Source organism: Anaerofustis butyriciformans, from assembly GCF_036289385.1.
GTDB lineage: Bacteria > Bacillota > Clostridia > Eubacteriales > Anaerofustaceae > Anaerofustis > Anaerofustis butyriciformans.
Genome location: NZ_JAYFFH010000006.1, coordinates 58,995 through 71,424 on the forward strand (window position 1 = coordinate 58,995; position 12,430 = coordinate 71,424).

Sequence of the window (12,430 nt, forward strand, 5' to 3'; positions counted from 1 at the left end):
CGAAGGAGTGTCTTATTGATTTAATTGAGCTCTTAATTCTTGATTAACTATTTTTATAAACGTTCCTTTCATACCAAGAGATCTTGTTTCTATGATACCTGCACTTTCAAGCTTTCTAAGTGCATTTGAAACAACAGATCTTGTAATTTGAGCTTCTGTGGCAATTTTGCTTGCAACAACGAGTCCTTCATTTTCAACTTCTTTAAAAATCATCTTTACGGCTTCAACTTCAGAGTATGATAAAGTTGAAAGAGCCATTTTTGCTGCAGCTATATCTGCGGTATTTTTCTTTCTTTGATCTTGAATATATCTTAAAAGTTCCATAACAACTATGGCAGCAGAATATTCACATAATATAATTTCATCGTCATCAAATTTTCCGCCATATTTACTAAATAACAATGTACCTATTCTTTCACCTAGACCATTTATAGGTACGATAGTCATATATCTGTCTTTATAAACACAAGGCCCTTGACTTCCAAAAGTACAAATCGGACTTTCTTCATATATATTTTCTACTGTGTCTGTATAAGAAAGTAATTTTTCTGTGAAATTTTGAGGAAAATGTGCTTCTTCATTAGGATAATAAGTCAAATCACATTTAAATCTGTCACTTGTTGAATAAGCAAGAATTGTTCCGTCATTTTCTGATATGTATACATTTACCTTCAAAATTTTACTCAACTCATTTGTTAATTCTTCAAAAGATACTACTTCTACGGCCGTAAGTTTTAATATCTCATTTAACTTTCTTATTCTATCGAGCAAAATCGATTCCATAAAAATGTCCTCCTAAATTATATACTATTACCATATTACACTAAAAAAAAATACTTTTCAATAATATTCTAAATATTTTGAAAAGTATTAAGTTTTCAGACAATAATATACTATTTATTTTCTCTAAATGCATCTTCTATAACTTTAACATCAAAAGTTCCTCTTGATTTATCAGTTATTTCTACTACATCAAAACGAATTTTAAACTTATCATTTAAACTCTTTTCTTTTAAATATTGTTTTGCACTGTCTATTATTCTTTTTCTTTTTTCTTCATCCACATAACTTTTAGGTGCTATAATATTTTTATGACGTCCTTTTACTTCTACAAAAGCAATTAAATTATCTTTTCTAACTATTATATCAATTTCACCATATTTACATTTATAATTTTTATTTAAAATACTGTATCCATGTTTAACCAGATAATTCATAACAACATTTTCATAATTTCTGCCTTGTTTTACCCTGCTGTCTATTATATTTTCGGTAAAAGTTTTTCTATGAATAGGGCAAAGTCCAATATTTCTTATGGCTTCAACATGGTCAAAAGTTCCATACCCTTTATTCTTTTCAAACCCATATTCCGGATATTCCTTTGCATATTCATCCATCATATGATCTCTATGAACTTTTGCAATAATACTTGCAGCTGATATCGAATAAATATTCGCATCCCCTTCTATAAAAGACTTCTGCTTTATATTAGTATCTAAATGAACGGCATCTATTAAAATCATATCAGGTTTTACATTTAATTTATTTACAGCTTCAAGCATAGCTTTTTTAGTTGCATTTAAAATATTAATTCTATCTATTTCATTATTATCAACTATTCCATAAGCATAACTTATAGCTTCTTCTTTTATCTTTAAAGCTATATCTTCTCTTTTTTGTGAGCTTAAAGCCTTTGAATCATTCATATACATTATTTTACTGTCTTTTGGAAGAATAACAGCAGCAGTTACAACAGGACCAGCTAAGGGACCTCTACCAACTTCGTCTATTCCGGCAATAAGCTTATAACCTTTATCATAAAGACTATTTTCGTACTCTTTAATATTCTCAAGTCTTTGTAACTCTTTATTATATTGATCTAATTTTTTTTGAAGCCTTAAAGCAAACTTCTCAAGCTCTCTTCTTCCATCAGACTTAAATACTTCAATATATTCTTCATATTCTTCAAACTTTATCTCATTTATGATTTTTCTTAATTCACTGACTTTTGTATTTTTAACATCTATCATTTTTTACTCCTATAAATCACAAACTCTGTCAAAAGAAATTCTGCCAATAAGACCGTTTTTAAACTCATCTAAAACCGTAACGGCAGTTCTCAAATAATCAATTTCTCCGCCTTTTAATAAAAATCCTCTTTTTCTTCCTATATCTTCATAAACTTCTATAGGCATTTTTTCAACATTTTCAAGCTTGTATCTTTCTTTTAATTTATCAGGATATCTTTCAATTAAAAATTCAATAAGTTTAAGACATAATTCTTCTCTATCCAAAATTGTATCTTTTACAGAACCAATAGAAGCAAGACACACACCATCTTCTAAATTTTCAAATTTTGGAGGAAGAACTCCCGGTGTATCCAATAGATAAACTTCTCCTTTTACCTTTATCCATTGTTTTGAAAGTGTCACCCCAGGTCTATTCCCTGTCTTTGCGTTGGATTTTTTCGTTATTGAATTAATAAACATTGACTTACCTACATTTGGAATACCTACTACCATAGCTCTTACTTCTCTATTTGCTCTAAATGTTGATTTAATATTATTTAAGTAAGATAATACTTCATTTATTCCTTTTTTACTCATAGAATCTATAAAGAAAACATCCTCACCCTTTTCTTTAAAATAATTTTGCCACTTTATAGTTTCCTTTTCGTCAGCCAAGTCACATTTATTATATATTCTTATAAATTTTTTCTGATTTAATATTTTATTAAAATCATTATTTTCACTTCTTATAACAGCTCTTGAATCCAGTAATTTTACAACAATATCTACATTCTTTAAATCTTCCTTTATTAGTCTTGTAGCTTTTGCCATATGCCCCGGATACCATTGAATATTCATAAATAACCTCTCATGTTAAATTTTACATATATTTTTATTGAATTATTTTATTATAAAGGAAAAATAAAAACAAAAACAAGCTTTTTATTGATTTTATTCTTGAAAGATAATCATTTGTCAAAAATATATCAATTATTCGACAAAAAAAATCTCAAGTTTTTGTATATAATAAAGAAAACAATATGTTCATAGAAACAAAGGGGGCAGGGAAATGATTACAAAAAGAAAAGAAAATCGAAAGCATATTTATACATTCAATTTACAAAGCTCAAAAAATGATATTATAAGTAAAATGTCCAAAATAGAGATGGATATTATTTCTTTAGATAAAAAAGATTTTAATGCCGTTTTAAACATTTATAAAAGAATAAATTATTTAAAAGAATCAGTTAGACACCTTAAGTTTTTTTCTAAAGAGAACGACTTTATTTTATTACATATAGAAGCTCATATAGAAAAATACGAATACTATTTAAGAAACAAATACAGAATATAAAGAGCTTTAAAGCTCTTTATATTTTAACCTTTTATCCATTTTATATATTTTTCTTTTTGGATTTCCATCACAAATATATACTTCATTTTTATTTAAAACATATACACTTGACCATAAAGTATCCATTTTTGAATGTTTATCATAGTCGCACATAAAACCATATTTTCCTTTTAAAAGAGAACTTGCATATTCGAATGAACATTTCTTCTGTTTTAAAAGAAAATTATACATCGTCCTGTATCTTTCCCTTGAATGTATTTCATCTTCAATGCTACAACTATATTTTTTCATCTTAATAGAATTAAAATCATTTGAACAACATAAAAAGTTATTTTTTGGTCTTATTATGTTTATTTTTTCGCAGTTACATTCAACTAAAGCCATATCTCCATTTTTATCAGCCATTAAAATATTTTGCGAAGATGAAATAGTTAGATTTTTTATTTTTTCTATTCCTTCATTAACATCCCTACACTTTTCAAGTAAATTTCTAACTATTACCCCACCGTTCAAACCAGGGTTTATTAAAGAAGGATAAACAAAAGTTAAACCTGCAGCAAAACCGAACTCATTAACTCCATCTTCAATTTCAGACATTGCAGTTGTGTTACCCACAAAAGAATAAGAATTATCCAAATGATAGTAACAACTATCACATACATTTTTAAATTCAACAAGATAATCACTATTTCTTCCATAAATAATATTTTCACAATCTTTAAAAGCAAAGCAGCTGCAATAATTATTAAACGTAAAATTATACATACAAAATATAAAGGAAGAAAAATAACTTAAATCTACCTTTAACCCATCACTTATACCCTTTAACTCGTCTAAAAATTCAGGGTATTCTTTTTTACAAATCAATGAAGATTTTATACCAAAATCCATCATTTCAGCATTTATAAGTTTTAACTTTTCATCTATATATTTTCTGTTATTTTTAAGTTTTAAGCCATATTTTAATCCGGCATTATAATGTGATGAACCAAATCTTGAATGGTACATATTTACCTCCTAATATTTTATTAAAAGGCGCCTTTAAAACAGAATAACCGAATAAAAATTTTATGTCAATAAAATAAAAAAAGACAACTTTAAACAAAAGCTGTCTTTATATATATTAATTATTAATTTTAATTTTAAAGGCTAAATTATAGATTTTTTAAATAAAACTGAAATAAATCGTTATCCTGGAATAAAAGCTGAGGCTCATGTCCATAATCAGGATAAATAACCATTTCTTTTTCTGATTTAATCTTATTGTAAGTGGCAAATTGAGTGCTTGGATGACAATTCTCATCTTTAAAAGCCAGTGTCCAGTGAACTTTTGCTGTTATTTTATCTGCAAAGTTTTGTATATCAACATAGCTTAGTTTTCTAAACACTTCATCTTCTTTTTCGTGTTTTGGATCATGTCTTCTAAAGAACTCATTAAATTCATTAAATTGAGAAATATCAAGTAAATCTTCTTTTATTGTATGTTTTATATCGCTCATAAAAGGATATGTAGGAGTAATTACTTTTACACCTTTTACTAAAGCAGAAGAAGCAATTGTTAAAGCACCGCCTTGAGATTTACCGTTAATACCTATTCTTGTTTCATCTACTTCTTCCATACTCATTAAAGTTTCCACAGCTTTAACACCGTCAAGATATATATTTCTCGCGAAAAGTTTAGTTAAATCGTCATCTTCAAGTCCACGTATGTACTGTCCGTAATAACTAGGCCCGTTTCCATACCAAGGATCCGTGGAATATCCTCCCTGCCCTCTTACATCCATTGCCAAAACAGCAATATCATTATATACATAAGGTAAATATTCAAAAGGTCCTTTTGTGCTTGAACCATATCCGTGAAAAAATACAATCCCCGGTATTTTATTTTTTATTTCTTTAGGTCTTATATAAAGACAATGGATTTTTGCACCAAATGTTCCTTCAAAAAACAAATCAAACTGCTCTATCCCCTTTTCCAAAAATTCTCTTTTTTTCAAGGTATATCCCGGTTTGGTATTTTCCCTTAAGTCTTTTAAAGAATCCTGCCAAAACTGATCAAAATCTTCAGGTCTTGGACTTTCTCCCATATAGTCTTTATATTTATCAATTGAAGATAATAATGGCATAGTTATATTTCCTTTCTTTCTTAATTATAAGCAAATAATTTTAGCTAATACAAATGGCACCCAGGTTATCCATTGTCCACCAATGGCAAGGTTTGTGATTTTAGCAGCGCCTTCAGGAACTGTTACGTTTGCCGCACTTGCCAAACCTGTTAAAACATCTGCTCCAAATGTAGAAATAGTTAAAACTATAATACATAAAACAGTCATTTCAATTAAACCTCTAAACAAGTTTCCTTTGCTTGATACTACACAAGGTACTGCAAAGAAAGGAAGTGCCGCTAGGTCCGCAAGAGGAAGGACTGTATTGTAAGGTAAGATGATAGCTAGAACAAGGATTATCGGAATAGCCAATAAACCTATAGATATTACAAAAGGATGTCCTGTTGCAACTGCAGAATCAAGACCAATATATAACTCTTTACCAGGGAATCTTTTTTCAAGGAATTCCTGAGTACCTTCAGAAATAGGCATTAAACCTTCCATTAAAAGTGAAACCATTCTAGGAATTAAAACAAGTACTGCAGCAACATTCATACCAACAATTAAAATTTGTTGAACAGCTGTACCTACATTAACTTCAGAAGCTGTAAATTGTGCAAGAGCTGATAAAAATCCACCAATAATAAATCCCATCATCATTGGTTCACCAAGTAATCCAAGTTTTTCAGCAATTCCTTCACTTGTCCAATGTATATCTTTTATGCCAGGAATTTTTCCAAGTAATAAATCTATTGGGTATGTATATAAGTAGTTACACATTGATTGACAGTGAGGTAGTGAAATACCTTCAAGCCCAAACACTTCAGCACAATCTGCTTGTGTCCAGTCAGCAATAATAAACATAATTCCCATTATTACCATTGCTTGAACAATAGCAATTACCCATGCCATAGGTGAATAATCACATACTAATAATATAGCTGATGCTGAGAACAATACATGCCAGTAATTCCAAATATCAATATCCATTGTCTTTGTCCATCCAAGCATTATCATTACAATATTTGTAATAATAATAGCCAAAAATACAAAAGGAACAACAGAAGTTGACCAAGCAATAGCAGAACCTGTCGCCCATCCAACATCCACAGCAGTTAGTTTAAAATTCAAATTTTCAACCAATGCTGTAGCAACAGGAGAAATTGTACTTGATAGAAGTCCTATAACAGCATTTAAACCAATAAAGCCAACACCGAATGTCATGCCGGCTCTTATAGCTTCACCAAACTTAATACCCATAATAAGTCCTATTATCGTAAATATAATAGGCATCATTACAGAAGCACCCATATCAATTATATAGGTAAAAATATTTTGTATAATTTGCATTTTTTTATCTCCTTTAATTATTCCAAATTAAAATTATATATTGTCTAAAAAGGAAGGCCTTCTTTATTTTTGAACTATTTAGACAATATACGTGAACCATGTAATGCATTTTATATTAAAAAGTTCATTTTGTCAATATTTATTAGCTAATTAGCTCATATTTTTTAATAAATATCGTTTTCTTATCTATAAATCAAAAAAAAATGGTATCTTTTAGCTCAAAAATATGTTATATTGTAATAAATTAATGAACAGGAAGAGGTAAAAATTTTGACAAAAAAAAATATCGAACGATTAAATTCAATATATTCTTTTGTTAAAAACGCAGGCTATGCATCGGTAAATGAACTTACTGATATATTCCAAGTTTCAATTTCAACAATAAAAAGAGATTTGGAAATTTTAGATAAAGAAGGAAAATTAAAAAGAGTATCCGGAGGAGTAACAATCACAAGAAATGAATTAGATACTCCAACATCAATTGTTTCTTATGCAAACATAAATACCAATAAAAAAATAAAAATAGCCAAAATGATTAACGAAGTAATAGATGACAATGATTCTATCTTTTTTGATGTAGGGTCTTCTTGCTATATGGCATATCAACATTTAACAAGAAAAAACACAACAATATTTACTCCGTCTATACAAATTTTAACAACGGAAAATGAAAATGTAGCACATTTATATTGCCTTGAAGGAGAAGCCGTAAGACCTTACCTTATAATAAGAGGATTCCCTCTTTTAGAAAATCTAAACAGAATTGACCCAAATAAAATAGTATTTTCATGTATGGGACTTAATGCAAATTATAATTTAATTGGAAGAGTTGATTATGATAACTATATTTTAAGAAAACTTCTTGAAATGAACGGACAAAAAATACTATTATTGGATTCTTCAAAAATATGTATGAGCAACGAATTTTGTGTACCCGGCATTGAAAAAATAGACATATTAATAACTGACGACAATATAGATGAAAAACACGTAAAAAATATTGAAGAAAAAGGTGTGAAAGTTATTATAGGCAAATAAAAATTTTTAATAATATAAAGAAAGAGGTGTTAAAATGAACAAATTAACCGACACATTCAAATTAAACAATGGAATAGATATTCCGTGTATAGGATACGGGACATTTCAAACTCCTGATGGGAAAAGCGTGGAAGATGGAGTAAAAGAAGCCTTAAAAATCGGATACAGACATATTGATACGGCTTATTTTTATCAAAATGAAAAAGGTGTTGGAAAAGCCATAAGAGAAAGCGGAATTAAAAGAGAAGATATCTTTGTAACAAGCAAATTATGGAACAGCGACAGAGGATATGAAAGTGCAAAAGCTGCTTTTGAAAAAACAATGGATAATTTAGGACTTGAATATCTTGATTTATTTTTAATCCACTGGCCTGCAATAAAAAAACAATTTGATAATGCTGAAGAAATAAATGCTGAAACATGGAAAGCATTTGAAGAAATATATGAAACAGGAAGAGTTAAAGCTATAGGGCTTAGCAACTTCCTACCTCATCATATAGATAAACTTATGAAAACTGCAAAAATCAAACCAATGGTAAACCAAATAGAATTCCATCCTGGTTTTGCTCAAATTGAAACAGCAAAATACTGCTTAGAAAATGATATAGTAGTAGAAGCTTGGTCACCACTTGGAAGAAAAGAAGTTTTAGAAAACGAAACACTTGTAGAACTTGCAAAAAAATACAATAAATCAACAGCTCAAATTTGTATAAGATGGGTTCTTCAACATGATATTCTTCCTCTTCCAAAATCAGTTACACCAAACAGAATACTTGAAAATAGTCAAGTTTTTGATTTTGAAATAAGCGAAGATGATATGAAAACAATAGATAATATACCTTGTTGCGGAGGACAATGCGCAAATCCTGATGACGTAGATTTTTAAATAAAAAAAAACAGACAGTTTAAACTGTCTGTTTTTTAATTTTCAGTATCTAAAGACTTAGCAGTCTTTTCATCAATATTACCACTTACTGTAAGACCTTTGTCTGTTTGATATTGTTTTACCGCAGCAGTTGTATTTTTATCATAAGTACCACTTGCAGTTCCATCCAAATAGCCAAGTCTTATTAAAATTTCTTGATAAGATTTAATTATATCTCCTTTATGTCCTTGTTTATAAGTTAAAGACTCACTATCCAAACTCTTTCTCGTTTGAGCATCCATTGTTCCTGTTTGAGAAAACCCTTTTGCCTTTTGATATTCTTCACAAGCAACTTTTGTTTCAGCAGTGAAGTTAGCATTAGGTTGTTTTTCCAAATATCCTAAATAATATAAAATATAATTATATTTTTCTATATCAGAACTAGATTTTCCTGATTTGTATTCAACAACTTCACTATCAAGAGATTTCATGGTATTTTTATCTAACGCTCCAGTTTCTTTTAGACCTCTGCTGTTTTGATATTCTATAACGGCATTTTTCGTTGTTCCGTCGAAAGTATTAGTTGGAGAATCAGAAAGAAAATCCAAGTAATATAAAATTAATTTATAACTTAAAACTTCTTCTCCACTATCCCCTTCTTTATATGTAGTTGAATAATCTTTTTGAGAACTAATCAAGTCACTATCATCAGTTATGTTTCCTGTAAGATAATCATCTAAATTTCCGGCGAAAGCATAATACATTGTTTTTGTATTTATATCAACAGAAAAAGAATCTTTTAAATAACTATCACTAAAAAATGACGCTGTTAGCAATATAAAAAACAAAAATGCTACTAAATATATAAAAAATGATTTTATTCTCTTCATTAAATTACCTCTATATTTGGACAATTTTTTATAAATATGCTACAATTATAACATAATGTAGACTTAAAACAAAATATTTTATTGGAGAAAAACATGAAAATTTTAATGACCAATAACGATATAAACAGAAGCATAAAAAGAATATCTTATGAAATAATTGAAAGAAATCATGGCGTTGAAGATACTGTAATAGTAGGTGTAAAACAAGGCGGAGTATCTCTTGCAAAGATGATTGCCAATCACTTAAGCAGTATGGAAGATACTATTGTTCCGGTTACTTTTGCGGATATAACTCCATTTAGAGACGATGTAAAAAAAGAAGATAGTAAAATTGAAGATATAGGTACGGATATAAATGATAAATTGGTTATTTTGGTTGATGATGTTTTATATACCGGACGTACAATCAGAGCAGCCCTTGAATATGTATTTCATTTTGGAAGACCAAAAAAAATACAGCTTGCTATTTTGGTTGACAGAGGTCACAGACAAATACCAATAAGAGCCGATTTTGTAGGTAAAAACATCCCTACATCAACATCAGAAAATGTAAATGTAGTAATTGATAACGAAAATTCATTTGTAGAAATAAACTAAGGAGAAAAAATGAGCTTTTGCAGCGATATAAAAAATAACTTAAGCCATATCAATTTAAACAACCTTTACGAAAAAGAATGTGAAATATATGGATATTTACACTGTATAAGTTTCCTTTCCCTAAAAGGAAGAGGACAATTCAATTTGATATTTGAAACCGAAAACCCTTCTGTCACAAGAAGGATTTTTACTCTAATTAAAGACGTTTTTTCCATAAACCTTGAAATAGCAGCAAAAAAAAGCAATCTTAGAAAAGGACATTATTTATACAACTTAATTGTAATAAACAGCGAAGACTCAATGAATATCCTGGACTATTTTAATATTATTGATTTCAGCTCAGGATTTGAAGTAAATAATACAATAAAAAAAGATATACTTCCAACTTTAAGCGAAATAAGACATTATCTGCGTGCAGTTTTTCTATCATGCGGTTATGTCAGCGATCCAAAGAAAAAGGGATATCAAATCGAATTTGTATTTAATAAATTTCAATATGCAAAAAACTTTATAGAGTTACTAAAAACTATAAACATTAATCTAAAATTTATAAAGAGAAAAGAAGCATATGTAGTATATACAAAAGATTCCAACACCATTACAGAACTACTTGGAAATATAGGGGCCCATAACGCTGTTTTGGAAATAGAAAGCACAAAAGTAATAAAAGAAATGAGAAACAACGTAAACAGAAGATTAAACTGCGAAACGGCAAATATGGATAAAACAATAAATACAGCACTTAAACAAATTAATGCAATAAACAAAATTAAAGAAAAATACGGCATGGACTATCTTGATGAACCACTTATATCATTGGCAAAAATGAGACTTAACAACCCTCAAGCATCTTTAAATGAACTATCTAATATGTTTGACCCTCCGATAAGCCGCTCAACAATTAATAATTGGTTTAAAAAGATACTAAAAATCGCCGATACAATTTAACATAGGAGGAGAAAAATGAACTTATATACAGACGAATTGGAATTTTTTGATAAAGAACTTCTTATTGAACATTTTACAAAAAAGAAAACAAATCCTCTTTCAAAGCAACAAGCCATAAAATACTTAAATAACTTAGAAGCAAGTTATAGACAACGACTTAATAAAATAAAAGAATGTGATTTTTCCAATAAAGAACTAATTTTAAAACAACTTCTTGAGCAATTAAGCCAATTTGAAAGAGATTATGAAGTTTATGGTGAAAATATATATAAAGAATATGAAACAGAAAAATTTGAACAAATATGGTTTTATTCTAAAATTCTAGAAGAACTTAAAGAATTAAATGAAAATATAAATACAAAAGATTTATTTAACAAATGCAATAATAAATTTTTTGATTTATTTGTAAACTTCTACTTTTATACAAAAGAAAATAAAATTTATGCAGATTCAATTCTTGGAACATCTTCAATAAACATACACGATACTACATGGAAAAAAGAAATCGGAGTAGAAATAAAAGAATACGAATTAAAAGAAAATGACGATTATTATATTGAAATTTCTAAATCAGAAGCAGAAGTATTGGAAGACTTCTTCATGAAAGACATAAATTTAATTTATTCACAAAACATAAAAAAAGCACTTGATTATGCAATTTTCTATTTTACGGGAAAGAAAAGAAAAATATTAGATAAGCCTTATCTTTCTCATGCTTTAGAAACAATGCTTATTGCTTCATCTTTAACAAGTGATGAAAATGTATTAATATCCGCTCTTCTTCATGGGGTAGTTAAAAATTCCGATTCAAATATAATAGAAATAAAAAAATATTTTGGAATGAATATAGCTGAAAAAATACTTTTCATGACGAATATGGAAGAAAATTTCAACAACGAAAAAGACTGGAGCGAAGGAAAGAAAAATATTTTATATAAACTCGACAGTGCAAATATAGAAATAAAAATACTTGTTTTATCAAACGAACTTTCAAAACTTCGTGAAATAGATAAAGATTTTGAAACATATAAAGATAAGGTATGGAGTTATTTCAACGAGCCTGACAAAAATAAACATAAATGGTATCACGAAGAGGTTCTTGAAAGATTATATCCTTTAAGATTAAGTGGTGCTTATGACGAATATAAGGAACTCATTTATAAAAATTTAACCAACATATATAATTAGAAGGACTAAAAAGTCCTTCTTTTTTGTAAACAATATAAAACCCCACTATAAAATACAATACAAAAGCTATTTATTATTCCTAAATA

General features: G+C 28.4%; 13 protein-coding genes. 6 read left to right on the forward strand and 7 right to left on the reverse strand.

Features of this window, described 5'->3' with window-relative positions; all coding sequences use genetic code 11:
* Window positions 1-12: 12 nt before the first annotated feature.
* The 3 genes from codY to ylqF all read right to left on the reverse strand — a co-directional run bounded on the left by codY (window position 13) and on the right by ylqF (window position 2,867).
* Entirely contained in the window at window positions 13-783 is a 771-nt protein-coding gene (gene codY / locus V2W16_RS08465; protein WP_329384349.1) for a GTP-sensing pleiotropic transcriptional regulator CodY, read from the reverse strand.
* 110 nt (window positions 784-893) lie between these two features.
* Window positions 894-2,030 (reverse strand): ribonuclease HII, encoded by a 1,137-nt coding sequence (locus V2W16_RS08470; RefSeq protein ID WP_329384352.1) that lies wholly within the window; start codon window positions 2,028-2,030, stop codon window positions 894-896.
* Window positions 2,031-2,039: 9 nt separating this feature from the next.
* Complete coding sequence (gene ylqF / locus V2W16_RS08475; protein ID WP_329384355.1) at window positions 2,040-2,867, reverse strand: ribosome biogenesis GTPase YlqF; 828 nt, start codon at window positions 2,865-2,867, stop codon at window positions 2,040-2,042.
* 211 nt (window positions 2,868-3,078) lie between these two features.
* Between ylqF and V2W16_RS08480 the strand changes: the two genes are divergently transcribed.
* Window positions 3,079-3,363, forward strand: a complete 285-nt coding sequence (locus V2W16_RS08480; protein ID WP_329384358.1) for a hypothetical protein — start codon at window positions 3,079-3,081, stop codon at window positions 3,361-3,363.
* A gap of 6 nt (window positions 3,364-3,369) precedes the next feature.
* Here V2W16_RS08480 and V2W16_RS08485 read toward each other — a convergent pair whose 3' ends face one another.
* From V2W16_RS08485 to V2W16_RS08495, 3 genes are all read right to left on the reverse strand, one after another.
* A complete protein-coding gene (locus tag V2W16_RS08485) occupies window positions 3,370-4,371 on the reverse strand; it encodes a C45 family peptidase (RefSeq protein ID WP_329384361.1) in 1,002 nt (333 codons plus the stop codon).
* 146 nt (window positions 4,372-4,517) lie between these two features.
* Window positions 4,518-5,489, reverse strand: a complete 972-nt coding sequence (locus V2W16_RS08490; protein ID WP_329384364.1) for an acetylxylan esterase — start codon at window positions 5,487-5,489, stop codon at window positions 4,518-4,520.
* A 24-nt stretch (window positions 5,490-5,513) separates the two neighbouring features.
* Complete coding sequence (locus tag V2W16_RS08495) at window positions 5,514-6,818, reverse strand: PTS galactitol transporter subunit IIC (protein ID WP_329384367.1); 1,305 nt, start codon at window positions 6,816-6,818, stop codon at window positions 5,514-5,516.
* Between the two features lie 270 nt (window positions 6,819-7,088).
* Between V2W16_RS08495 and V2W16_RS08500 the strand changes: the two genes are divergently transcribed.
* Window positions 7,089-7,856 (forward strand): DeoR/GlpR family DNA-binding transcription regulator, encoded by a 768-nt coding sequence (locus tag V2W16_RS08500; protein ID WP_329384371.1) that lies wholly within the window; start codon window positions 7,089-7,091, stop codon window positions 7,854-7,856.
* Between the two features lie 34 nt (window positions 7,857-7,890).
* The gene (locus V2W16_RS08505; RefSeq protein WP_329384374.1) at window positions 7,891-8,742 is read left to right on the forward strand and encodes an aldo/keto reductase; all 852 of its coding nucleotides are present in this window, start codon (window positions 7,891-7,893) and stop codon (window positions 8,740-8,742) included.
* Between the two features lie 35 nt (window positions 8,743-8,777).
* Here the strand turns inward: V2W16_RS08505 and V2W16_RS08510 are convergent, their stop codons facing one another.
* The gene (locus V2W16_RS08510; RefSeq protein ID WP_329384377.1) at window positions 8,778-9,611 is read right to left on the reverse strand and encodes a peptidoglycan-binding domain-containing protein; all 834 of its coding nucleotides are present in this window, start codon (window positions 9,609-9,611) and stop codon (window positions 8,778-8,780) included.
* 93 nt (window positions 9,612-9,704) lie between these two features.
* On the opposite strand from V2W16_RS08510, the gene pyrR reads away from it, so the two are divergent.
* The 3 genes from pyrR to V2W16_RS08525 are packed head-to-tail and all read left to right on the forward strand — an operon-like array spanning window position 9,705 to window position 12,344.
* A complete protein-coding gene (gene pyrR, locus V2W16_RS08515) occupies window positions 9,705-10,208 on the forward strand; it encodes a bifunctional pyr operon transcriptional regulator/uracil phosphoribosyltransferase PyrR (RefSeq protein ID WP_329384379.1) in 504 nt (167 codons plus the stop codon).
* Window positions 10,209-10,217: 9 nt separating this feature from the next.
* Window positions 10,218-11,156 carry a DNA-binding protein WhiA gene (gene whiA, locus V2W16_RS08520; RefSeq protein ID WP_329384382.1) on the forward strand — a complete coding sequence of 313 codons (939 nt, stop codon included), beginning with the start codon at window positions 10,218-10,220 and terminating at the stop codon, window positions 11,154-11,156.
* 15 nt (window positions 11,157-11,171) lie between these two features.
* Window positions 11,172-12,344, forward strand: coding sequence for an HD domain-containing protein (locus V2W16_RS08525; RefSeq protein ID WP_329384386.1), 1,173 nt, complete (start codon window positions 11,172-11,174; stop codon window positions 12,342-12,344).
* The last annotated feature ends 86 nt before the right edge of the window (window positions 12,345-12,430 follow it).

Coding starts and splice junctions, on each gene's coding strand:
- V2W16_RS08505 (WP_329384374.1), top strand. CDS start 7,891: ATGAACAAATTAACCGACACATTCAAATTAAACAATGGAATAGATATT.
- whiA (WP_329384382.1), top strand. CDS start 10,218: ATGAGCTTTTGCAGCGATATAAAAAATAACTTAAGCCATATCAATTTA.
- pyrR (WP_329384379.1), top strand. CDS start 9,705: ATGAAAATTTTAATGACCAATAACGATATAAACAGAAGCATAAAAAGA.
- V2W16_RS08485 (WP_329384361.1), bottom strand. CDS start 4,371: ATGTACCATTCAAGATTTGGTTCATCACATTATAATGCCGGATTAAAA.
- codY (WP_329384349.1), bottom strand. CDS start 783: ATGGAATCGATTTTGCTCGATAGAATAAGAAAGTTAAATGAGATATTA.
- ylqF (WP_329384355.1), bottom strand. CDS start 2,867: ATGAATATTCAATGGTATCCGGGGCATATGGCAAAAGCTACAAGACTA.
- V2W16_RS08490 (WP_329384364.1), bottom strand. CDS start 5,489: ATGCCATTATTATCTTCAATTGATAAATATAAAGACTATATGGGAGAA.
- V2W16_RS08495 (WP_329384367.1), bottom strand. CDS start 6,818: ATGCAAATTATACAAAATATTTTTACCTATATAATTGATATGGGTGCT.
- V2W16_RS08480 (WP_329384358.1), top strand. CDS start 3,079: ATGATTACAAAAAGAAAAGAAAATCGAAAGCATATTTATACATTCAAT.
- V2W16_RS08510 (WP_329384377.1), bottom strand. CDS start 9,611: ATGAAGAGAATAAAATCATTTTTTATATATTTAGTAGCATTTTTGTTT.
- V2W16_RS08525 (WP_329384386.1), top strand. CDS start 11,172: ATGAACTTATATACAGACGAATTGGAATTTTTTGATAAAGAACTTCTT.
- V2W16_RS08470 (WP_329384352.1), bottom strand. CDS start 2,030: ATGATAGATGTTAAAAATACAAAAGTCAGTGAATTAAGAAAAATCATA.